At 69.5% G+C, this 22,303-nt stretch carries 20 protein-coding genes; 6 read left to right on the top strand and 14 right to left on the bottom strand.

Annotated features, from left to right (window positions below; translation table 11 throughout):
• Positions 1 to 40: 40 nt before the first annotated feature.
• The 4 genes from WMF44_RS37585 to WMF44_RS37600 all read right to left on the bottom strand — a co-directional run bounded on the left by WMF44_RS37585 (position 41) and on the right by WMF44_RS37600 (position 4,545).
• Entirely contained in the window at positions 41 to 1,288 is a 1,248-nt protein-coding gene (locus tag WMF44_RS37585; RefSeq protein ID WP_437294859.1) for a hypothetical protein, read from the bottom strand.
• Complete coding sequence (locus tag WMF44_RS37590; protein ID WP_437294860.1) at positions 1,285 to 2,778, bottom strand: tetratricopeptide repeat protein; 1,494 nt, start codon at positions 2,776 to 2,778, stop codon at positions 1,285 to 1,287. The genes WMF44_RS37585 and WMF44_RS37590 overlap by 4 nt, the downstream gene beginning before the upstream one ends.
• Positions 2,771 to 3,415, bottom strand: coding sequence for an RNA polymerase sigma factor (locus tag WMF44_RS37595; protein WP_437294861.1), 645 nt, complete (start codon positions 3,413 to 3,415; stop codon positions 2,771 to 2,773). The genes WMF44_RS37590 and WMF44_RS37595 overlap by 8 nt, the downstream gene beginning before the upstream one ends.
• 614 nt (positions 3,416 to 4,029) lie before the next feature.
• Positions 4,030 to 4,545 (bottom strand): hypothetical protein, encoded by a 516-nt coding sequence (locus tag WMF44_RS37600; protein ID WP_437294862.1) that lies wholly within the window; start codon positions 4,543 to 4,545, stop codon positions 4,030 to 4,032.
• 425 nt (positions 4,546 to 4,970) lie between these two features.
• Here WMF44_RS37600 and WMF44_RS37605 point away from each other — a divergent pair, with 425 nt between their 5' ends.
• Both WMF44_RS37605 and WMF44_RS37610 read left to right on the top strand, forming a co-directional pair.
• The gene (locus tag WMF44_RS37605; protein WP_437294863.1) at positions 4,971 to 5,399 is read left to right on the top strand and encodes a hypothetical protein; all 429 of its coding nucleotides are present in this window, start codon (positions 4,971 to 4,973) and stop codon (positions 5,397 to 5,399) included.
• A gap of 348 nt (positions 5,400 to 5,747) precedes the next feature.
• Entirely contained in the window at positions 5,748 to 7,046 is a 1,299-nt protein-coding gene (locus WMF44_RS37610; RefSeq protein ID WP_437294864.1) for a hypothetical protein, read from the top strand.
• A 350-nt stretch (positions 7,047 to 7,396) separates the two neighbouring features.
• On the opposite strand, the gene WMF44_RS37615 is transcribed toward WMF44_RS37610, so the two are convergent.
• Positions 7,397 to 7,591, bottom strand: a complete 195-nt coding sequence (locus WMF44_RS37615; RefSeq protein ID WP_437294865.1) for a hypothetical protein — start codon at positions 7,589 to 7,591, stop codon at positions 7,397 to 7,399.
• A gap of 458 nt (positions 7,592 to 8,049) precedes the next feature.
• Between WMF44_RS37615 and WMF44_RS37620 the strand changes: the two genes are divergently transcribed.
• Positions 8,050 to 8,712, top strand: a complete 663-nt coding sequence (locus WMF44_RS37620) for a hypothetical protein (RefSeq protein ID WP_437294866.1) — start codon at positions 8,050 to 8,052, stop codon at positions 8,710 to 8,712.
• A 38-nt stretch (positions 8,713 to 8,750) separates the two neighbouring features.
• Here the strand turns inward: WMF44_RS37620 and WMF44_RS37625 are convergent, their stop codons facing one another.
• The 6 genes from WMF44_RS37625 to WMF44_RS37650 all read right to left on the bottom strand — a co-directional run bounded on the left by WMF44_RS37625 (position 8,751) and on the right by WMF44_RS37650 (position 15,424).
• A complete protein-coding gene (locus WMF44_RS37625; protein WP_437294867.1) occupies positions 8,751 to 10,274 on the bottom strand; it encodes a hypothetical protein in 1,524 nt (507 codons plus the stop codon).
• Positions 10,275 to 10,311: 37 nt separating this feature from the next.
• The gene (locus tag WMF44_RS37630; RefSeq protein WP_437294868.1) at positions 10,312 to 11,943 is read right to left on the bottom strand and encodes a hypothetical protein; all 1,632 of its coding nucleotides are present in this window, start codon (positions 11,941 to 11,943) and stop codon (positions 10,312 to 10,314) included.
• Between the two features lie 20 nt (positions 11,944 to 11,963).
• Positions 11,964 to 12,431: a hypothetical protein gene (locus WMF44_RS37635; RefSeq protein ID WP_437294869.1), complete on the bottom strand. Its 468-nt coding sequence runs from the start codon at positions 12,429 to 12,431 to the stop codon at positions 11,964 to 11,966.
• A 385-nt stretch (positions 12,432 to 12,816) separates the two neighbouring features.
• Complete coding sequence (locus WMF44_RS37640) at positions 12,817 to 13,752, bottom strand: MBL fold metallo-hydrolase (RefSeq protein ID WP_437294870.1); 936 nt, start codon at positions 13,750 to 13,752, stop codon at positions 12,817 to 12,819.
• Positions 13,749 to 14,354: a hypothetical protein gene (locus WMF44_RS37645; RefSeq protein WP_437294871.1), complete on the bottom strand. Its 606-nt coding sequence runs from the start codon at positions 14,352 to 14,354 to the stop codon at positions 13,749 to 13,751. The genes WMF44_RS37640 and WMF44_RS37645 overlap by 4 nt, the downstream gene beginning before the upstream one ends.
• Positions 14,354 to 15,424, bottom strand: coding sequence for an NAD-dependent epimerase/dehydratase family protein (locus WMF44_RS37650; protein ID WP_437294872.1), 1,071 nt, complete (start codon positions 15,422 to 15,424; stop codon positions 14,354 to 14,356). Before WMF44_RS37650 ends, WMF44_RS37645 begins: the two co-directional genes overlap by 1 nt.
• 299 nt (positions 15,425 to 15,723) lie before the next feature.
• On the opposite strand from WMF44_RS37650, the gene WMF44_RS37655 reads away from it, so the two are divergent.
• The gene (locus WMF44_RS37655; RefSeq protein WP_437294873.1) at positions 15,724 to 16,272 is read left to right on the top strand and encodes a TetR/AcrR family transcriptional regulator; all 549 of its coding nucleotides are present in this window, start codon (positions 15,724 to 15,726) and stop codon (positions 16,270 to 16,272) included.
• 68 nt (positions 16,273 to 16,340) lie between these two features.
• Entirely contained in the window at positions 16,341 to 17,318 is a 978-nt protein-coding gene (locus tag WMF44_RS37660) for a hypothetical protein (RefSeq protein WP_437294874.1), read from the top strand.
• 2 nt (positions 17,319 to 17,320) lie between these two features.
• Here the strand turns inward: WMF44_RS37660 and WMF44_RS37665 are convergent, their stop codons facing one another.
• Together WMF44_RS37665 and WMF44_RS37670 are read right to left on the bottom strand one after the other, a co-directional pair.
• Positions 17,321 to 18,064, bottom strand: coding sequence for an SDR family NAD(P)-dependent oxidoreductase (locus WMF44_RS37665; RefSeq protein ID WP_437294875.1), 744 nt, complete (start codon positions 18,062 to 18,064; stop codon positions 17,321 to 17,323).
• A complete protein-coding gene (locus WMF44_RS37670; RefSeq protein WP_437294876.1) occupies positions 18,049 to 18,849 on the bottom strand; it encodes a 2OG-Fe(II) oxygenase in 801 nt (266 codons plus the stop codon). The genes WMF44_RS37665 and WMF44_RS37670 overlap by 16 nt, the downstream gene beginning before the upstream one ends.
• 78 nt (positions 18,850 to 18,927) lie before the next feature.
• Here WMF44_RS37670 and WMF44_RS37675 point away from each other — a divergent pair, with 78 nt between their 5' ends.
• Positions 18,928 to 19,644: a hypothetical protein gene (locus WMF44_RS37675; protein ID WP_437294877.1), complete on the top strand. Its 717-nt coding sequence runs from the start codon at positions 18,928 to 18,930 to the stop codon at positions 19,642 to 19,644.
• A 6-nt stretch (positions 19,645 to 19,650) separates the two neighbouring features.
• Here WMF44_RS37675 and WMF44_RS37680 read toward each other — a convergent pair whose 3' ends face one another.
• Positions 19,651 to 22,302, bottom strand: a complete 2,652-nt coding sequence (locus WMF44_RS37680) for a DUF2169 domain-containing protein (protein WP_437294878.1) — start codon at positions 22,300 to 22,302, stop codon at positions 19,651 to 19,653.
• Between the last annotated feature and the right edge of the window lies 1 nt (position 22,303).

Below are 22,303 nucleotides of genomic sequence, written 5' to 3' on the forward strand. Positions count from 1 at the left end.
GTGGCTCACCAAAATCAACGATCCACAAGGATCCGGCGACTCAGAAGCTCACCCGCAGGCCGAGGCTCGGGAGCAGCGCCGGGCGCCCCGTGCGGCCCACCTCCACACCGGCGATGGTGAAGACAGGCGCTCTTGCGAGCACGAAGACGTCGAGCGCCGCGTGGACGGCGAGGTACGGTAAGACGCGGACGCCGACGCCGCCCCCTGCGGAGACGCCGGCGGTGAGCCAGCTCTGACGCCGGTCGCGGTAAGGAGGGTTCGCCCGGCCGGCGACCGTCACATGGTAGACGCCCGCGCCGAGCGAGATCACCGGATGGATCCGCCACGCCTCGGGGCCTGCGGCGTACGCCAGGCCGAGCATGGCCGCGGTCTGCCGCAGCGCCACGCGCCCGCCGGGAGCGTCGAGGTTCCTGGCCACGACGGCCGGCACGAGGGTCCCGCGCAGCGAGACGCTCGCCGTCAGATCGCGCCCGACGCGGAAGTAGGGCCCGGGGACGACACCGACGTCGCCGGCGAGCACCGCGAGCCCCGCCTCGACGATCAGCCGGCGTTCGTCGGACCTGGGCGCCGTGGGCGCCCGGGGCGCGGCGCTCCCGGGGTCGGGTCGCCCGGGCGCGGACGGCCCGCGCGCCGCCCGGGATCCGCCCGCGGGCGCGACCGGCCCGCGCGCCGCCGCCCGGGATCCGCCCGCGGGTGCGGCTGGCCCGCTCGCCGCCGTGGCTCGATCCGCGGACGCGACCGCCGCTCGCGGCTGCAGAAGCGCCGCGTCGAGCGCGGTGGCCTCCTCGCGCCCCGCCGGCGCGGCCGCATCGGCGATCCATCGCGCCACCCGCTCGGGCAGCTCGCGCCGCTGCTCGCCGCTCAGCTCGAGCAGGCTGGCCCGGAGCAGCTCCGCCGACCGCACGGCGAGATCGCTCGCCGCGTTGCTGGCGCCCGGAACGCCGAGCTCCACGCGGCGGACCAGCGTCTCCTTCGTCGCATGATCCGCGATCCACGCGTCGGCGACGGCGCCGCCGTCGGTCTCGAGGATGGCGATGGCCGCGAACACGCCGCCCGCGCCCTCGACCTGCGCGCGCCCGTCGACGCCCGGCGCGCCCTCCAGGGAGCGGACCGAGAAGCCCACGGCGCGCAGCTCGCCCTCGAGGCGCACCGTGGCCTCCTCGACGACCTTCCCGGCGTGCGGCGCGCGGACCACGATCACGCCGATCGCCTCGGCGGCGCTCGCCTCCCGGGACACGGAGAGCGCGGCGCACAGCGCAAGAGCGACCCCGAACCCGCTGCGCCTCATGGGCGGCGGAGGATCTCCGCCGCGGCGGCCGCGAACGCCCCGTGGGGGTGGCGCGCGAGGTACTGCTCGGCGATCGGCCGGGCCGCGCCGTCGCCCTGGGAGGCGCGCAGCACGACCATCTTCCGCCCGAGCGCCTCGGCGGCCAGCGAGCCGGCCGGCGACTCGGCGAGGTACCGATCGTACCAGTCGATGGCCGCCGCGGGCGAGCCCGCCTCCGCCATGCGACCGAGGAGAAACGCGGCCGAGCGCGCCTCGGGCGAGCCTGGGAAGCGCGAGCGCTCGGCGAGCAGCGCGCGCCGCGCGAGGTCGTTCCGCCCCGTGTAGCGCGCGGCGTCGGCCAGCGCGGCGATCTCGGGGAGCGGGCTCGCGGCGATCGTCGCGTCGATGCCCCGCGCCTCCGCCACCGCGATCGCCCCGGCGAAGTCGCCGCGGGCGACATGCTCGCTGCAGCTCCCCGAGGCGGGCGCGGGCGCCGCGGGCGCAGGGACCGCAGCCGAAGCTGGCGCGAGCGCCGCCATCGGATCGGTCGTGACCGGTGCTCCCGCCGCGGCCGGTGCTCCCGCCGCGGCCGGCGCTCCCGCCGCAGCCGGCGCTCCCGCCGCGGCCCGCGCCCCCGCACTGGCCGTTGCTCCCGCTGCGGCCATTGCTCCCGCCGCGGCTGCCCCGCCCGTCTCTTCCGGCGCCCCGGCGTCCTCCAGCATGCCCATCTCGGCCGGCGCCCCGGCGTCCTCCAGCATGTCGGTGCTCGCCGGCGCGCCGGCTTCGCGCAGCGCGCCGCCTCCTGGCGCGCGCGCGCCGGCGGCGCTCAGGTCCGCGATCGTGAGCTCGCCGCGGACCACGTCCGCGACCAGGCGCTGGCCGCCCTGGAGCGCGACGCCACCCGCGACGAGCGGGCCGCGGACCACGACCGAGCCGCTCTGCATGGTCAGCTCGAGCCGCTCGCGCTCCCAGCTCAGGTCGAACTCCGTGCCCGTCACCCTGACGGTGAACGGCCCTGCCGCCGCGACCCACTCGGCCTCGGCCAGGTGCGCGACCCGGAAGTGGGCGGCGCCGCCCTCGATGTGGATCTGCGCGCCGCGCGCCGTCACGGCGGCGATGCGCCCGCGCGCCCCCGGCGCGAAGCGGACGGTTGTCCCCTCGCTGAAGCGCGCCGTCGCCCCGCTGGTCCCCCCGCGCACGTAGGTGTCCGCGAGCGCCGCGCCCTCGGCGCGGTCTCCCGGCGCGACGCCGTCGACCTGGTACGACAGGCGCGCCGCCGGCCGCAGCGCCCAGAGGCCCAGAATCACGAGCAGCGGCGCCAGCGCCGCCGGCAGGAGCCAGCGCCGCCGCGGCGCGAGCGGCAGCACGGGGCGCTCGACCTCGTCGATCAGCCGCGCGCGGCCGCGGGCGAGCGCGCGGTCCGCCGGCGAGGGCGCCCCCGCCTCGCGCGCCAGCGCCGCGAGCCGCCGCAGGGCGACCTCCGGCGGAACCCCGGGCTTCGGATCAGCCATCGCTCGCCTCCTCCGCGGGCTCGACGTACGCCGCGAGGAGCGGATCCCGCTCGGCCATGGCGTGGACCCGCGCGGTCACCTTGGCCAGGTGGCGCTTGGCCGTGGCGAGGGACATCCCGCTCGCCTGCGCGGTCTCCGCGAGCTCCAGCCCCTCGATGTGGCGCAGCACGAAGAGGAGCCGCGCCCTGTCGTCCAGCCTGTCGAGCAGCGCGTAGAGCCGCGCGACCGCCTCGCGCGCGCCCTCGTCGACGCCCTCGGCCGGCTCGTCCGGCAGCGCGCCGCTGTCGGTGAGCGAGAACCAGCGCCGGAGCCGCCGGCGCCGCAGCGCCGACCGCGCCACGCGCACGGCGATGCCGAGGAGGAACGGCCGCAGCGCCGCGGGATCCCGCAGGTTCTTCACCTCCCGGAAGAACTGCAGGAACGTCTCCTGGGCGTGATCCTCGACGTCGCCGCCCGGCCCGAGCACACGGCGGAGCAGGCCGTGCACCACGGCGCCGTAGCGGTCCCAGACGGCGCCGGCGGCGCCTGGCTGGCCCTCGGCTGCCGCGCGGGCGAGGCCGGCGTCGTCCAGGCCGGCCAGGGAGCTCGGGCGGACGAGGGTGAGCCGGGGGGCGAGGGCTGCGCTGGGCAAGACCACGGGAACTGGACTAGGTGGTCGCGAGCGGGTCCCGGTGGCTCACAAAAGCGACGGGGGCGAAGCGAACGCTGCGCGCACCTCGCGAAGGGCGATCTGGATCTCTCGACGGGAATGGGACACGCCGCATTGAGGGGGGAGGCCGACGCCGGAGCGCGGGCGAGAAGGACCGGCCAGGGATCGCGGGGTCGAAGGGCGGCGTCTCCAGCGCGGAGACGGGTGCCGCTCGTCTTTTCTCGGGGCCACGTCCACCACGAGACGGGTACCGGCCCTCTCGTCTTGCTGCCGCCTCCAGCGCGGAGACGGGTGCCTCTCGTCTTTTCTTGGAGCCACGTCCACCAGGAGACGGGTGCCACTCGTCTTTTCTTGGAGCCACGTCCACCAGGAGACGGGTGCCACTCGTCTTTTCTTGGAGCCACGTCCACCAGGAGACGGGTGCCACTCGTCTTTTCTTGTAGCCGCGTCCACCGGGAGACGGGTGCCACTCGTCTTTTCTTGGAGCCACGTCCACCGGGAGACGGGTGCCACTTGTCTTTTCTTGGAGCCGCGTCCACCGGGAGACGAGTGCACTCGTCTTTTCTTGGAGGAACGAATTTGCGGTGCCGAACCGTCGCGATTTAGCCGACTCCGCCAGAAAGGGGAAGCGGAGTTGCCTCCGTGGCTGGATCTACCGCCTGATACTCGAACCAGCCCAGCTCAGCCGCGCGTCGTAGCGCCGGAACTGAGAGCCCCAGGCGCTGCGGGAGGAACTCGCACGGCAGCTGGTCAATACGCTCCGCAAGCCAAGCGCGCTTTGGGTTTGGATTGGGAAGTCGTGGCGGCCCCTCCTCCATGATGTGGAGGAGCAGCTCGATGGTGTGCTCGCGGTCGTGCACGCGGGTGATGCGCAGCGCGACGAACTCGGGCGAGAACCCGTGCTCATGTGCCCAAAAGCAGTCCTCCAGTGACAAGGCGGATCCTAGGATGTGGAGACGACCATCCGCCTTGTCGACGATGACGCCCTGCGACCCAATATGTCCAACAGCAAAGAACCAATATGTGGCTCTGTCAATGACGGAATTGTTGAGCCAGACCGCTTTCCTCTGCTCCGCATACCGCTGAACGACGTCCTGAGCTTCGTGAAGGGTGACCATGGTTGCTCTCAAGGTATGGCCTCGTTGGTCATTCCTCTGGGGACCAGTGGCCGGTGCGCCTAAAATCGTCCGCTCGCCGGCGCCATCGCCTGTACTCGTCACTGCCGAAGTCGACCTGTCCATCACGGCCACATGGCGGGGGCGGTTCGTTGCCTGCGAGGAACCCCGACATCCATGCTCTAGCCGCGCTCGCTGCTTCGTCGACATCGCTCAGAGAAAAGAAAAAGCTCTTCCGCTTCGCTGGGCACCACGCCATCATCCGGCCCGGAAATGTGTGCGGGTTTCCCAGCACGTAGTGCCTTCCTGGACAGTGCGTGCCCATTGTGAACCAGAGAGCGTCGCTGAAGAGAGGCTCGGACATATTCGTCTCGGATGTGCGTCCGTCGGCCAACGTCGCAGTCAGTTGCGACGCAGGGCGCCCGCCGATGGAGGCGATCTTCGCGGAGCGGCTCCTCATCCGGGCCGTGCTCATCGCCAGCGGTGTGCCGGCTCGCCACCGCGCCGACGTCGAGCAACAGGTGCTCATCGGCGCCTGGGATTCGGTGAGGCGAGGGATGTACTGGCCGGATCCGCGGGAGGACCCGCGCCGGGCGCCCCGCGGCTGGCTTCACGGGATCGCGTGGCGGAAGGTCTCGCACCACCTCGGGTCCTCGTGGGTGCGCCGCGCCGTTCTCCACGCGGAGCCGCTGGGCCTGCTTCGGGAGCTGGCCGGCCCGAGCCTCCTTGTCTTTGGCGATCACCGCCGCCTCCCGTCACCGCGGAGGCCCTCGTGGGACGCGGGGAGCGCGTCGGTCCAGTCGCCCGGCCGTCGACAGGGCGCCGCATGTCGTTCCTGGATGGGCTCACGACCATGAGATTCTGGTCGCGCATCGTGGACGCGAAGCGCTGGCAGCCATCGAGCGGGTTCCTGTCGTGAAAATCGACGATCGTCCGCCCCTCTTCGGGCATGATCCGGTGATCGAGTGACAAGAGCGCGGGGAGAGGCAAAATCGGAGCCAGTCCAGTTCCCGCGGCTCGTCAGGCCCGGCGACACGCTCCCATGGGCCCTCTTGACAAACCGAGGGATCCGTCGGGTATGCTATATATACGGAGGTGTGGGAGAGCCAACGGTGCTGAATCGGGTGGTGACGCGCTTCTCCAGGAAACCGTTGACTTCGAACAGGTCCTGTACGCGATGCAAGTTGTCCCAATTGATGTGTTAAATGATCTACCATCCGCTCCGTACACTCCAAGCGTGGAGTATTAGCATGAGATGCGCAAGAAACATCCTCTACTCCATTACGCTCACGGCATTCGCACATTCGGCTCTCGCATGCGGCTCGGACGACCCCGTGCCGCCCTCGACCCCGTCCCTGACCGTAGAATTCCAGCGGACGCCTTTGGTCCAGTCTGCCAACGGCCGGACAGTCGTACTCGTTGACTTTGTCGTGCGCCGCGCCGATCGGACGCCGCTCGAACCCGCTGACGTGGACGTCGTGCTATCTGTCGACTCAAAGAAGCTCGACGTCGAATCCCTGCTCACCAAGGCCGACAAACGACTCAAGGCAAATCTGAATCTACACCTGGTGCTCGACGCCAGCTTTTCGATGCTTAGCCAGCCGCTAAAGAACAAAACGAACACCGCCAGCAATGCCTTCGAGCTCATGCTGTCCACCGCCGCGGAAAGCCGAGATAAAGTACGCACGATCTGGAGAAACAAGTCCGAAGACGCGACAGTGAACGTCGAGCTCACGCTCTTCGACAAGTGGATCTATCACGCGGACGGCGAGTGGACGGACGCGCAGATCATGGACTTTCCGCCGCCTGGAGCAGGCACGGAGACCAAGCTCCTCGGGGCAACCCATTTTGCCGCCACCAGGATGAAGGCGCAGCATGATTCAATGGTTGCCTCGGGCGAGCGAGACAAACATGTGATGATCGCCTTCACGGATGGTCAGGACAACATAAGCACGCTGGACAACACGGAGAGCCCTGACCCGACGACCTGTCCTGGGTTTTGCTCGCCGCCGACGAGGCCGCGTTGCCAGGACGGCTCCTTGGTTCCGAATTGCCCGAACGAGTCCGACGGCCTCTGTCACACGGCCAAACTAGAAGCGCCGTACACTTCCGTTGGATATCCATGCGTCGATCGATCCGCTGTCGCGGATGCGTTTCTAGGGCATCCCAGCCTGGAGGTGCACGTCATCGGGCTCGGCAGCGAGGTCGACGAGAGCGAGCTGGAGTATCTAGCCAGCTACGGGCATGGAAGCTTCGTGCAGGGCGGAGCTGCCGATGACATTCCCCAGCTCTTCGCTGATGTGCTCAAGGAGTTCGTGACAATAAATTCCCAGGGAGCTGACATCCCTCAGCCCGCCGGAAACTATCGTTTCTCTCTGGAGATCACGGATAGGGAGCGCCCCTCTTCGAGGGCCAGATGTTCCTTCGGGTATTCCAACGATCCTGATGAGGTGGGGTCGCTGAAATCAGAGCGTGGTAACTGCAGGGCTTGGCCGGAGGAGTGACAGGTATCTGCCAAGACGGCCGGGAACACGGCCAACTCCGAGGTAGCCGCTCCGTGGAGCGCGTTCCCGGCAGGGCCGGCAGGGGCCCCCCAGGGTAGGCCGGCCCGCAGATCAGGAGCGCGACCACCGCCTGCCTTCCCGCGTCGTTGTGTCAGCTCGCTTGGTTCCAGGCTGTGCCAGCGCGCCAGCACGCCGGTTCGGACCCAGGATCGGGCCCCGATTGGCTGGGTGCCGGCCGGAGCTGCGAAGGTCGCCCTCGGCGCCGGGTCCGGGGCTCCGCGGGTCAGGATGCGAGGTCTGGGCCGAGCCGGCGATCGATGGGCTCCCGCAGTCAACGGAACGGGCGGCCCTCAGCCCAGCCGCTCCCGCTCCCACCGCACCTGGGCCGCGATGGCGTCGTCCGCGGCGCGCACACCCTCGACGAAGAGCTCCGCGTCGGCGGGGTTGTCCAGGTCGAGGCCGAGCCGGAGCAGCAGGGCGCGGTCGCGCTGCGGGACGGATCGGAGGATCTCGGCAGCTGAGAAGGGATAGCAAGCGGGACGCACCCTGCGAGTGTACCAGAGGAGCGGTCGGACGGTGCGACCGAGCGGCTCGGCTCTCGCATGTGCCGCGAGCTCGGTGCGGCCGGCGTCGGGGCGAACATCGATCTCCCCCCGGTCCCCCTCCCCCCGGTCCCCTTCGTCAGACACCGACGTCTCGGTGAAGGCGACCCCGACGGGGAGCCCACCGCTGCCTCCGCCAACGGTGCCGCCGGGGCTGCGGCCGTACCGTGGTGCCGCCGAGGGCTGGTGCCGCGGAGGGCCAGAGCCGCCGTGTGGTGCACGGAGCTCGGGATCGCGCCGGCGTCGCGCTGCTTGGCGCCGGAGTGGACAGCAGCCGCGGGGTCGAGGTGGATGCCGCCGCGCGCGGAGCCGTCGCCGGGTGGAGGTTCACCTGGATGACCTCGCGCGCGAAGTCGGCACGGCGCGCGTCGGCCAGCTGGCGCCCGTTCTGGGCGGCGTAGATGGCGCTCGAGCAGACAGGCCGCAGGATCGAGGTCCGCGAGCGCTCCGCGCGCGGGGGCTGTGGTTCCACATCGGCTTCCTGGTCCCTTACTACATACGCAGAGTGGATCGCCCGCGACATCGAAGCGACCTTCGGTTGTGAACGCATGCCGCCTGAGGTCGGTACCGTGCTCGTGCCGGATGTCGCGGTGAACCCACGGGCTCTCGGGAAAGCTAGACTGTGCGACTGCCTGTTTACGGCCGGTCATGAATGGGTGCCCCCTTCGCCGTCTGAAGTGCGGACGCCAGGGGTAGAGATCGATGCGAACAGCCTGACAGGACGATTCGTCGCAGCCCTCAAGGTGCTGGCAGCGCTCTACAACATCTTGTGGAGCCTGATGCCAGAGGCGCGGGGCGCTTTCTTCGGAGGCGTGACGACAGATGGGGTCCTGCGCAAAGAAGAAATACTGAGAGTGCTTGCAGAAATTCGGGTGCTCATGGATCCACCGAAGACTCCCCGCGGCATCGCTTCCAAGCGCGAGCTCGGAGCTGCCATCCGCGAGATCGAAGCGCTGGTCGCCGGGTGGGATGGTGAAGGCGAGCCGCCAGCCGCCATGGTCGCTTGGGCCTCTGGCTTCCTGGCAAGTTGGCTCGTGGACTCGGCCCCCAAAGCCTCTTCGTAGCCGTCGCCGAGATCGGCGCCGTCCTCCCGTGACCGCTGCTATTCGGGAAACCTGAGCGTCTTGTGGGCCTCGCCGCTCTCTCCCACCGTCGTGCTGCCATCGTGGTTCCAGCTGGTGCCGCCCACGCCCGGCTGACCGGTCTCGATGGTCACCCCCTCGAGCGTGAGCTGGTCCTCGTCGAGGTAGGCGATGCCGATCGAGTCGCCGCCGCGCCCCGGGCCGCCGTATCCGCCGAGCCCTCCATTGCCGCCCCGGCCGCCGTAACAGGCGGTGAACTCATCCCCCAGCTTTCCGGCCGGTGCGCCTCGACCGCCTCGGCCGGCGTCCTGGGGTTCCCCTCCGTCGCCGCCACTGCCGCCAAAGTCCGCCGTGATCTTGGTGTCGCGCACGGTCACCCGGGCGTGAAGGGCGAGGACGCCGATGGACGGCTCTCCGTTCGCTCCCCCGCGGCCTCCTCGGCCTCCGCAACCACCGGCCCCTCCCGAGCCTCCTCCTGGGCCTCCCTTGGAGGCCACGCCGCACAGGGCGAGCCCGCCCCGACGACCGCCGCCCCCGCCGCCGCCCTGGCCCGGGGTGCCCCAGGTGCCCTCGCCCCCCGTGTCGCCCTCCCATCCTGTCTCGGTGAGGCGCCCGATGCCGTTGCCCGGTGCGCCCTGTGTTCCCGTAGCCCCCGGACCCCCAGTGGAGCCGACGGAGCAACTGCGGTTGTCCCGCTCGCCGATACCACCGCGCGAGGGCGAGGTGTAGACGGGCTCCCCGTCGCCTCCATCCTCGGCGCTGTCGGGCAGCCCATCCCCTCCCTTGCCGCCAACGCTCGTGAGACCGCTCTCGCACTGGTTCACGACCGCAGGCCCGCCGGCGACGAGGGGCGCCGAGCACGCGTCCCCACCGAACATGCCATCCGGTCCGTCCGGTTGCCTGGCCGACCACCGCTCGCCAGGGCTGCCTGCTATTCCTCCGCGGGTGGAGATCTCGCTCCGCAGGATCTCGACCACCGTGCTCGACTGAACGAGCACGCCGACCGGGCCCGTCGCGCTGACGTAGAGATCGGCGAGCGTCGACACCTTGTCCGCGGCCCCCCTGTCCTCGGGGCCCGCGGGCTCGACGAGCACCAGGGGGCCGAATATCTGCCGGTGAAGCAATGAGGACCGCTTGGGTCGATCGCTGCGGACCCATTCCCGGCAGTCGAAGCCCCCGAGGAGATCCACGCCGGAGGGCAGCCTGATCTGATTCACCAAGAATCCGTCGTTGCAGATGAACACGCGTCCTCGTCCAGCGCGCGCGAGCTCGACGCCGCGCTCGACGGTGAACACCGGCTTCGCCTTCGTGCCGGGGTTTCCGTCGTCGCCCCCACCGTATTCTGCGGCGACGAACACGCCACAGCCGTCGTCGAGGATGTCGGCGGCGACGTGCTCGACGCAGACCGACTCCGGGGGCGGCTCGTTTTCGCACGAGGTGCCTTCACAAGGCGCGCCGGCATCGAGCACGTCGGGCACAGTTCCGCAGCCAGTCGCCCACGGCGACAACAGGAGGACGCAGGTTGCAGCGGTGGTTTTCCTCATGGGCGTGTTCTTGCGTGTGCCGCCAGCACAGGGCGGTTCATCGAGGCGGCTCCAGGTCCGGTGCATCGAACCGGTACCAGAACCGCATAATCCCGTCGTCCGCCCGGCCGAGCCTGCTTCCAGGGGTTGCGTTGCCGCCGGGCCCCCCGATGCCGGCTCGTCCGGGCTCGACCTTCGCAAGCTTCGTGATGGTCACGGAGGCGCCCACGGAGCCGATGCCGAGCGAGTGGCCCCCGAGACCGCCGCCGGCGTCGCCCCCGCGGCCGCCGTGGCCGCCAAAGCCGCCGCGGCATCCTCGCGACGCGTCGATCACAACACCGTGCCCGCCGTGTCCGCCGTCGGCGCCAAAGCCTCCCCACTGGCCCGTTCCGCCAACGCCGCCATCGCCGCCCTTGGCCCCGAGGACGGTGCTGGCATCGACTGTGAGGTCGCTCCCCTGCAACGCCACGATCGCAATGCTCGCGCCGCCGTAGTCGCCCCCCTGGCCCCCGTCGCCCCCGCACCCACCGCTGCCGCCTGATCCGCCGGCCGCACCGCCCTGGGGCCGACCGGCCGGACACGCGTTCACGGGGACGGGCTCGCGCCCCTTGCCGCCCCCGCCCCCGCCCCCGCCCTGACCGGCGCCGCCCTTCGCTCCATCCTTCCCGCGGACGCCGACCCATCCGTACTCGTCCAGGAGGCCAGCGCCATTCGCTCCGGCAGCGCGCTCCGCAGGAGCGCCGTCGGCGCCGTTCTCCCCCTCCTTGCATGCCATGCTGACCGCGCCGGATCCGCCCAGGCCGCGCTCGGCCGGATCCCCGAGTGGTTCCGGCAGCCCTGAAGCTCCGTCGCTGCCCGTCTCGAGGCCTCCATCGCCCCCCTGGCCACCCGTCGACTCGATCCCATCGCCGCACACGGTCACGACCGGAAGCGCGCCCGGCGCCGCATCCGCGGTGCAGGCGTCCGCGCCGTCGTTCCCCACCACGCCGGAGCTCGCGCGAACGCTCGGCGCGTCCTCGCCCGGCTCTCCATCCTTGCCATCGCCCGCGAGGATTTTGCTCTGCCGCACGATCGCCCTGGCCCCGGGGCTCAAGATCATCGCGATCGACGACTTGCCGTCGTCCGCAGACGCATCCGCCGCCTCGACACGCACGCCGAAGACCGTCGACGTCGCGTGCTCTTTGTCATCCGCGATCACCCTCAGCGGGATACCCACCTGCGGAGCGATGATCGTCGGGTGATTCGGTCCGCCGAACGACCCGTCATACGACCAATCACCGCCGTCACACAGGCGCCCGCCCCAGAGGTCGACCCCCGAGGGCAGCGTGATCTTCTCCTCGAACACCCCGCCGCACGCGTACACGCGCCGGGTCGCTGCCTCTCCATGGCCTCGCCCGTACGCGGCGAGCCCGATCGCGTGCTGGAGCGTCTTGACCGGCGCTCCCTTCGTTCCGGGGCTGTTGTCGTCGCCCTGCTCGCTGACGAACACGCCGCATTTGTCGAGCGCTGGCGCTGAGCCGGGCTCTCCCGCGCACAGGTCGGGCGGAGGTTCCGGATCGGGGGCACACGCCAGCTTTTCCGAGCAATCCTCGGGATAGGCAGCGCAAGCTGTCAGCGTGCCAGCTCCCCACACGCAGACTGCGAGAGCGACGACCGACGTCACGGCGCCTCGGCCTGCCAGCGGACCCATTCTCTCGGCCCCGCGCGTGCTCACCATACCCCCTCGAGTCGCGCGCCGATTTCGTTCCCATTCGCCACGGGCGATACGTTGACCCGATCCTGAGCCGGCTTGAACCTCAGGAAAGAGAAGTCCGTGAAGAAGGACGCGGCGGTCACGGCACCGATGACACCACCCGTGATCACCGTCGCCAGGCCGGCGCGGCCGAACGTGTTTCGCGCGTCCTGCAGGCGCGCCAGCTCGCCACATGGCGAGCTCCGAGGCGCTTGCCAGCACATCGACGTGCTCGACGACGGCTCGCTTTGAAGCCAGTCACGCCGGGCGCTCAGGTCGTCATCGAGCTTGCCTGCTCTCTGACCACGGCGAACATGGTCCTTCACCGATGCGCTGTCGTTCGGTTCCGCCTTCGGGGGGGCATCATCGGCGCTTGCCGAGGTCGGGGAGCCTGTCGCGGCCCCGAGCGTGAGGAGAATCGCGAGCGAATGCGCAATGCAACGCATCCAGGGACGGTACTGACGCCGGCCGTTCGGCGTCAACCGCCAGAAATCGCGACGCCTCGGCCGTTTGGGCGAGAATTGACGGTCGTATGACGGAATGTGCTCAGTCGTCCTCTCGACCCGCTTCCGCGCGGCTCGGGATGATACCTTGGCTTACATTGTCCGACCAAAGTTGCTCCTCGGCTCTCTTTTGTGAAGCAGTTGGGCCGGCTCAAGTGTGCTGCTTACCGTGGGCAAGCCACCGACCGCCTTCCCCGGCTTCGAGCTGTTCCAGCGCCTCGCCAGGCGCCACGGCGTGCCGGAGTGCGTATTCCGGCCGACCCGCACGCCGGGCCGGCGCAGCTCCATGTGCACCCACGCGAAGTCGACGGGCGCAGATAATTCCAGGCTACTTGTCGCGAGGTACGATCCGCTCCAGAAGAACGCGCCGCTCTCCGATTTTCAGCTCGACGACGGCGTCCGAGGAGATGCCCAGCTGGTCCATGCTCGCGTGAAGCTCGTTCAAGCAGTCGCCCCTGACGTCGTCGGAGTTGATGAAGGTGTCGAAGTGGATCGGCATCATCCACCTGGCGCCAAGGATTCGGTAGGCGCGAAGCGCTTCGCCCGGATCCATGTGCGTCTTGCGCATGAAGTCGCGAGGAGCGATGGGGCAGATGGGGAGGATCGCGAGGTCGATTCGAGGGAACCTCTGGTGTGTCTCCTCGAAGTGGGTCGGGGCGTAAGCAGTATCGCCGCCGAAGTAGATCGTCCATCCGTTGTGTTCGAGCACGAATCCCGTCGCGCAGTCGTCGCACGAGGATTCGTCAAGACCGTATCGCCCGCCCGGATGCAGCACGGGTACCGCCGTAATTTTCACTGCATCGAGGACGATGGATGACCAGGTGCCGAGGCCACGCTCCTGAAAAGGAAACCTGGGCAGGTAGTCCAGGATCCCAGGAGGCACAAGAAGGGTGCCCGTCCGCTCACCGAGCGCGTCGAGCGACGAAAACGAGAGGTGGTCGAAGTGCGGGTGCGAAACAAGGGTCGCCGTCAGCTTCGGGACTTCATTCACTGGCATGCCCGGCTCGACGAGGCGCGGAGAGAGCATCCCGACGGTGTGTGAGAACACCGGATCGGTGAGAACATAGCGCTCGCCCATTCGTATGAGGACGGTCGCATGGCCCACCCAGAGCACCGAAACGCCCGCCGCCGATGTTTCGGGCAACGAGCGCACGGGCGCTGGCGATGAGGTGGCCGTCAACGCCGAGAGGTTTCGGGCTGTCGACGTGAAAGGGAAGCCGCAACCGAGCAGGAGGACGGCCGGCAGGGCGCGCAGCGACTTCAAAAGAACCTCAGCGCGAGGGTCACGATCACCTGGCGTCCCGCCAGCTCCGGCGAGAATGTGGCGCGCACTCCGCACGTTCCGAACAACGTCAACAAGGCCACGTCGAACGACGGGCGTACGTGGCCATCGTTCAGAAATGCCGCGGTGCCCACGGACAAGGCCAGCGCCTCGCCTCGATCGACGAGCGGCACGTTGACGCGCACGCCCAGTCGGCCGCCCCAGTCGCTGGTTTCAGGCGGCCCGGGTGCGTATTCGGCCGATCCCACGAGCTCGAATGAGCCCGTGAACCGAGCCGAAGGCGGGACGAAGAACGCCCGAACGCGCGTCCTCGGCTCGCGAAGTCCGAAGGAGTAGAGAAATGGACTGAGCTCCCACCGAAGGCCTCCGGACACTCTCCCGTCGCCGAAGGTGATCTCAGGACTGGGCACCAGTTGCAGCAGCGGCCACAGAATCTCGGAAGCTGGAAGGACGCGCGGGGAAGGCTGCTGCGCCGATGGCGCCTCGACCGCGCCGGCCGCTCGAGGATTCAAGATCGAGGCGATCACAAATGCCGCTGCGATCGCGATCGTGGGCTGGCGGACTCGAACCCGAGCGGTGAACATTAGCCCTTTGCCGTCCCGTCGACGATGTCCCCGTATGGCTCGCCGAGCCGTCTGGGTGCCGCGGCGTGCGTCGAGCCGTGTCGGACGAGCTTGTTCGACGCCGTTGCTCGCAATCGCGAGACGCCGACCTCGCGCGAGACTTCGGGCACGTAGCCCAGCTCGCGCTTCGCGAGCGCGTTCGAGAGCTCGAGGCGCTTGCCGATCAGCCGAACGGTCTCGAGGCTGAGAGGCGGTTGCTTGCCGGGTCTGAACAGCGCGAAGACGAGGCCCATCATCCGCGCCAGCAGGGCTCCGAACCAGTACGGGACGGCCCGCGCGTTGGCCGGTTGGCCCGTCGCCTCGATCACGTCCGTGAAGAACTGACGCATGCTCGTCACGTCGTCGTCGGTCACGAAGTAGGCCTTTCCGCCCACGCCATGGTCCACGGCGCGGGCGACCGCGCTTGCGAGGTTGTCGACGTGGCAAACGCTGTAGGCATACTCGCCGCCACCGATCCACATGAAGCGTCCTTCGTGGAACGCGTGGGCGATGTGCCCGATCGACGGTGCGCCCTCGCCCCAGATGAACGGAGGGCGGACGGCGAGGGTCGACATTTCGCTGCCGTTCGCCTCCAGCACGATCCTCTCCGCGAGGCCCTTGGTCGCGCTGTACGGCATCGACCGGTGATGCACGACGGGGAGCGTCTCGTCGCCGTGGGTAGGGCGGCCCGGCTCGATGACGATGGACGCCGCGCTGACGTAGATGAACCGCCGAGCCTTGGCCTGGCGCGCGCAGGTCAGTACCCTTCGCGTGCCTTCCACGTTCGTCCGTTCGTGGTCGCGATAGCGTACGCCGCTGGTCAGCGATGCGGCGGCGTGCACGACGACGGTCGAACCGCGCATCCCCGCCGCGAGCGACCGCTCGTCGTCGAGATCGCCTCGGACCGGCTCGGCGCCGAGCGATGAAACGGTTCGGGCGCTCTCCTCGCTGCGCGCGAGCGCACGCACGCGGTGCCCCGCGGAGACCATTGCCCGAATGATGGCGGCGCCTACGAAGCCGCTACCTCCAGTGACGAAAATGAGCTCGGCCATCTCTGCACTCTCCCTGCCGGTGTCGGCCGGCGAGAGTTAATATATCACAGCTATACGACGCGTCTATAGCGTCGCTATACTATTTGCCGAGGGCGCCTCGGGAGCGCCGCGAAGAGACTGTCGAGCGCAAATTTCCAATTCAGGCGGAATCAAGGGGCACGCCCATCGTGCGGCGCCCTTGCCCGACGGTGCGATCGAAGACCGGGCATCCGATCCACGATCGCCTGCTCGGACGCGACGGCGCTATGTCGGAGTTGATAGCCGATGGGGCGCCAGGGTAGCTGTGCTACCCTCCATCGATGGCCGATGTGAAGAATACGCTGCTGGACGTCGCGTACCGCGTGCTCGAAGAGGAGGGAGCGTCCGCGCTCACGACACGGCGGGTCTGCGAGGAAGCGGGCGTCACGATGCCGACCCTCTACCATCACTTCGGCAACCGTGACGGGCTCCTGTCGGCGGTCCATGCCGTCGCGCTCGAGAAGTTCATGGCGAAGAAGCGCGCGCTCGCGCAGACGTCCGATCCCGTCGCGGACCTCCGCGCGAGCTGCGAGCAGGTGCTCGAATTTGTCGTCGCGCATCCAGCAGTTACGGCGGCCGTCATGGCGCGTGCGGTCGAGCTCCCTTCGATGTTCTCGCAGGCGTACGCGCTGATGCGGCACCGCGTCGAGCGCTGCGCGAAGAGCGATGCGCTGCGTGTGCCGGTCGAACAGGCCGCGGAGCACGTCTGGGCCGTCATCCAAGGGCTCGCGCTCTCGATCGTCGCGAGCCCGACGGGCACGTCGCCAGGTCGGCAGACAACCCGGGCGGCGCTCGACGCGCTCTTCCGCGGGCTCTTTGGAAAGGCCTAGGATGCCGATCGGGGTGGTCGCGGTCAGGGTGACCACCGCTACCTGAACTGGTCGCTGAGGGCCCCATCATGCCGGACACGACGAACGACCCGCCCCTCTCCCTCGAACGCTTCGGCGAGGTGTCGGCCTACCTGATTCATTTCAAGGGCGTCGATCAGGCGGTGATCCTCGACCGGCTCGCCGTGCGCCCCGAGGACCTGCTCTCCGCCCGGAAGAAGTGGACGGACGTCCTCGGCCGCGACGTGGAGCGCGAGGAGACGTCGCTCGCGCTCGTCATGGCAAAGGCGTACCGGCGGACGAAGGAGCGCCTCGACGCAGAGCGCCCCGACCTCGCGTCCATCGGGCAGTGGTCCCGTCATCTTGAGCTGCACGACGACGAAACGTCGAAGAAGTACGACACGTCAACCTCCGCACAGGCTCCCCCTGTCGCCTCGACGAGCGCAGCCTCCAGCGAGGGCTCGCCCACCGTGCCGGACCCTGGTCCACCTCCAGCGGTACGCGCGGACGAGCCGCGCTTTGCCATGGGCTCCGGTACGCCGGGGCCCCTGTCGCCCGCGGTCGAGGAGCGCGCGACGGGAGCGCCCCGTTCTCCCGGGCCGGACGATATCAACGGCAACGGCACGTTGCCCGGGAGCGTGATGTCTCCCTTCGCGCAGGCCCTCCCCGCCGCCTGGACGAGCGCAGCCCGGCCCGCTCCTTCGAGAGCCCACGAGGGCCGCATGGAGACCGCCTTGCCGTTCAGGAGCCCTGGCGCAAGCGCGCTGCCCCCCACGCCCCCGCCGGACGGCGCGCCTGCTGCGCCCTCCGCGCCGCACGCACCCATGGCCCTGACCCTCAAGCAGTACGCTTCGCTGTGCGTCGACTGCGAGCTCGATCCCGCGGGCCGCGCCGCCGTCGCCCGGCGCTATGGGCTGACGCCCGAGCAGCATGCTCACCTCGACGTCCAGTTTCGCTGGCTGTTCGCTGTCCAGCCCGCACAGATCGACGCCTTCCGGCAGGCGTGCTCCGTCTACCGGGCCTGGTGCGAGCAGAACGCCCGCCGCTGAGGTCAGGGCGTGAGGCGCTCTCCGTGCTCGTCGATCACGAGCACCTTCCCCGCGATGTCTTCCTCTGCGAGCCGGAGGATCGCAGAGACCACGCGCGCTGTCGCGATCTGGCCCGGAAAGCTGCCAGGCGCGACGGCGTTGGCGCGCACCCCGAACAACGAGAACTCCTCCGCCATGTGGCACGTGAGGTAGTTCAAGGCGGCCTTGGACGCGCTGTACATGCTCTGGTTGCACCCCTTGAAGATCTGGACTCCAGAGATGCTCGACACGTTCACCACGCTCCGCGACCGGGCAAGGTTCTCGTCCCGGCGGTCGCGCCAGAATCGCTCGGCCACGAGCGCGGCGAGGCGGATGGGGACCATCACGTTCATCTCGAGCTGCGATCGCAGCCGGTCCTTCTGCCGCTCCGCGTCGAGTAGCGGGCCCCAGAACGTCACGTCCGCCGCGGCGTTGACGAGCACGTCGACACGCCCGAAATGGGCGAGCGCGAGATCCACGACCCGGCTCGGGCCGTCCTCGTGCGAGAGATCCTGCTGGATCGCGAAGACAGGGTGATCGTTCTCCGGCACCCGCAGAGAGGGGTCGAGCGGGTCGCGCAACCACTCGAGCTGCGAGGGCGTGTCGGGGTGCCTCGCGCGATAGACCGCAGCGATGTCGAAGCGGGCCGCCAGCGTGCGGCAGAACGCGGAGCCGAGCACCCCGCCGGCGCCGGTGAGGAGGCAGACCGGCTTCATCGGCTCCGCCATGGCTCGATGCTCCGCGCGCCGTGGCGCGCTTCGGCCTGCGCCCGGGGGACGTGCAGCCAGAGGATGACGCTGTTCCGCGGGCTCCGGCGGTTGCTCAGGAACGCGTGGCAGGAGAAAGGGGTGCAGGCGAAGCAGAGGAGCGAGTTGTTGAGAGGAGGCACCACCGCCGCGGGGCGCGACACCGGGCTGTGAAGGCTGGAGTAGAGGCCCGTCTCCCCGCCGTCGCCCGGGGACCAGGGGTCGTTGGCCAGATAGAAGAGCAGCGCCGCCGCCCGGACCGTCTCGCGCGGGACGAGCGACGACGAGCCGAGGGGATCCGCAGGCCCATGCTGGTAGTTGCAGAGCGCGGAATCCGAGAGGTTCACCCCGTCGGCCTTCGGTTGATCGACGAACCACCCCGGGTTGAGATCGTTGTGGACCCAGCCGTCTCCGCTGCCCACGGGGTGATGATGGAGCGCAGCGTCGACGTCGCCCGTGGCCTCGATGCCCCAGAGGCCCGCGATCATGTCGTGCCAGCCTCGTGAAACGAAGAGCGCGAGCGCCCCCGTCGTCTCCCGTGTCAGCGCCTTCACGTGGGCGCCGTAGCCGGGGACGGTCCTCGCGAAGCGGTGGGTAGGGGGAGACGTGGCGGCCGCCTCGCCGAGACCGCGGCAGAGCTCGCTGCGGAACGCCTCCTCCACGTCGCGGTAAACGTCCGGTGCGAGCACGCCCTCCCCGACGATATGGGGGAAAGGGCGCGCTCGCTGCCAGAGCCGGCGTCCGCTGAGGATGGTCTCGCGGTGCATGCTCGAGCGCCGATGATACCACAGGGTGCGCGCCGCGTCGACCTGGCGATGCGGCGCCGCTCGGATACGATCGGACCCGTGCGCAGGGCTGTGAAGGACATCGCCGGCTTCCTCGAGCGCGCCGAGATCCTCGATCCGGACACGGCGGTCCGGGGCTACATCGGCGATCAGCAAGTCACGGTCGTGCTGACGCAGAAGGAGCACGGGGACCTGGACCTCAAGTCGACCGAGGCGACTGTTCCCGTCGAGGAGGGGATCCTCATCAACTTCTCGATCCGGCCGCTCACGTCCCAGGACCGGCGGGAGATCCAGCGCGGGCTCACGGTGACGCACCGGACCGGCGACGCGTCGTTCGACGACGCCTTCGTGGTGGAAGGCGCGCCGGAGCGGCTGATCCGCGAGATCGTCGACGACGAGGAGGTCCGGCGTGACCTCCTGGCGCTCAAGCCTGACAACGTGCTCACCACCCCGACCGCCTGGATGGTCCACCTGTACCACTGGGTCGAGGATCCCGCCGAGGCCGCCATCATGGTGCGGCTGGCGGCGCGGATCGGCGCGCTCACGTCGGAGATAGCCCGGCGCCAGCGGGCCGACGTGGGCCGCCTGGACATCTCCGGCTTCCGCGGCGCGCTCCCGCCGGGGACGCGAGAGCGGGACGAGGAGGAGCTCCAGCAGTTCAGGCTCCGGATGGCAAAGCGACATACGCAGCGCAGGCGCGCCGCGATCCGCCTGGCGGCGATCATCCTCGCTTCCCTCCTCGCGGGTGGCATCGCGTTGGCTTTGTTCGCCCGTTAGCCCGCTTCAGTCGAGGTCCTGGACCTTGGTCGCGTAGAGCGGCTTCGTGCGCATGCGCGTGACGATGGCCTGATCGAACTGGACCCGCTCGTGCGCGTGCGCCAGCGCCATATCGGCCTGGTAGAGGTTCGCGCCGCGGACGTCGGCGCCGGAGAGGTCCGCCTTCGAGAGCATGGCCTCGAAGAGATTGGCCCCGACCAGGTTCGCCCGGGTGAGGTTGGCGCGGATGAACCGCGACTGTGGCGCGGAGAGGTGGTAGAGGCGGGCGTCCTCCAGGTTGCAATCGCTGAAATCGGCCAGCGGCGCGCGCGCGCCGCTGAAGTCGCAGCCGACAAGGCTCGTGCCCCGGAGACAGGCCTCCTCCAGCGCGGCATCGCGGAAGTCGCACGCGCGGAGATCGGTGCCCTCCACCACCCGCAAACTCCTGGCGTGGCTCTTCGCGAATACCGCCTCGGAGGCGCGGCAGCCGAAGAGGGTGACGCCGGCGAGCTCGGCGCCGGTGAAGTCGACCCGGTCGAGCCCGCACTTCATGAACACCGCGTCGAGGAGGAACGCCTCGCGGAAGCTGGTCCCGGCGAGATCGAGGCCGTCGAGCATCAGCCCCTCGCCCCGGACGCCGCGGAACGAGCACGCGTCGATCGTAGCCTCGATCAGGACCACGTGCTCCAGGTTCGCCCCGTCGAAGCTCACACGCGCGAGCCGAGTGGCGATGAGCTGGGCTTCCTTGAGCTGGCAGCCGGCGAGGCTCGTCCGGGAGCACTCCGCCTTGGAGAGGTTCGCCCCCGTGAGGTTGGCCCCGTCGAGGCGGGTATCCACGAGGACCGCGCGCACCAGCACCGCGCGCTCCAGGTTGGCCCCGGAGAGGTTGGCCCCCGTGAGGTTGCAGCGCTCCATGAGCGCCTCGCGGAGGTCGGCCCCCGGGAGATCGATGCCGGCGAGATCCGCGCCGGTGAGATCCCGGCCGGCCAGGCTCTCCCCGCGGGCGTGCGCGGCGCGGAGCTCCTCCCACAGGCGGCGGCTCTCCCCGGGGCTGCGCAGATCGGGCTCGGAGCGATCCTGGGCGTTCATCCGGTAGGCTTCGAGCCGGCCACGGTCCTGTTCCCGGATCCTCTCCACGAACGCTGGATCGGCCAGGTACCCGTCAATTTCGCTGGCGTCGAAGCCGGCGGCGCGGCCGTCCTCCGCCAGCTTGCGCATCCTGGCGAGGTCGTTCTCGGCGGTCGGCTCGGGCGGCCCCCCCTTGAACGGCCCGCGCCACTCCTTCTTGATCTCCTTGAAGTCGATACCGTTATCCGCGCAGATCTGCGCGAGCGTCGCCTCCATCTCCAGCTGGGCCTCCTCGGCCTGCCTCTGCTTCTCGCGGAGATCCTTCTCGATCTGCTCGACCCGCTCCAGAAGCTCCTCGATCGGGCCGTCGGTGTCGATGGGAGGGGTCGGGACGGGCCCGTGCTGGTCCGGATCGAGCCCGTACGCGACGAGCAGGGCGCGCGCGGCCTCCACGTGCCGCTCACCCTTCTTCATCATGTTCTTGTAGGTGATGTTCTCGTGCGCCACGAGATCCTCCACCTCGTCGCGCGGCGAGGGCGGCCGCTTCATGCCGCCCCGCAGATCGGGCATGAGCGGCCGGTCGTCGAGCGAGGCGATGGTGCCGTGCTCCTTGCTGAGCCGCCGCTCGAGGACGCGGGCGTAGTGCTCCGCCGGCTTGGGCCGGCCCAGATCCTCGCACGCCATGTAGAGCAGCGACACGTCGGCGGCGTCGTCCTCGCGGATGGGCGCGCTGCCGTGGAAGACGAGGACACCGTGCGCGGCTTCCGGGAAGAGCCAGAGCGTGTCGAGCGACATGGGGACGTCGGCGTCGACCTCGTCGCCGCTCCGCCGCTTCCGCCGCATCATGCAGCGGAGCTGGACCTCCGGGAGCTTGAACTTGAGCTCCGATTTCTCGGGGTGGAGGTTCCTGAGCACCAGCTCCTCGTCGCCGCGGAAGAAGCCCTGGATCTGCTGATCGGGAGGGGCGACGTTGAAGAAGCTCCAGTCGAGGTGTCTCGCGAGCCCCGGGTAGTAATTGTCGAGCCACTCCTTGTCGTACGTGCCCGCCTTCTGCATGCGCTGCGGCCACGTGATGTCGTAGGGCTCGAAGCCGACCGGGTCGGGCGTCTGCGACATCGACGTGATGAGCCTCTTGGGGTTCTCGATGTTGGGCAGCGGCGTACCTTCCTTGGGCCGGTACCCCTTCCCCACGGGGTTCGGCTTGAACTCCTCGCCGCCGAACGCGTCTTCCCACCGGATGCTCTTGGCCACGAAGGGCTCGGGCTCGGTGGGGACGCCTCGCTTCCAGACCCGATCGCCCACGACAGCGATCTCCTTGAGGAGCCTCCCGTCGAGCTCCAACGCCGCGCGCACCACGTGCTGCGGCTTGCCCTGCGGCGCATGGGCGGTGGCGCGTATCAGGATCTCGCCGTTGCGCTTGGGCATGGAGGCGTCGAGCGGTGTCTCCTTGAGGATCTTGCCGACGAGGAGCCACAACGCCGACTCGGTCAAGGGATACCGGGGCTCGGCGAACGGAAACAGGATGAGCCCCGTCACGCCGAGCTTGTAACGATTGTTGTAGTCGAAGGGTCGGGAGAGGATGCCGATCTGGTTGGGCTTTACGACACGCACG

It is taken from the genome of Sorangium sp. So ce426 (assembly GCF_051475585.1).
Lineage (GTDB): Bacteria > Myxococcota_A > Polyangia > Polyangiales > Polyangiaceae > Sorangium > Sorangium cellulosum_B.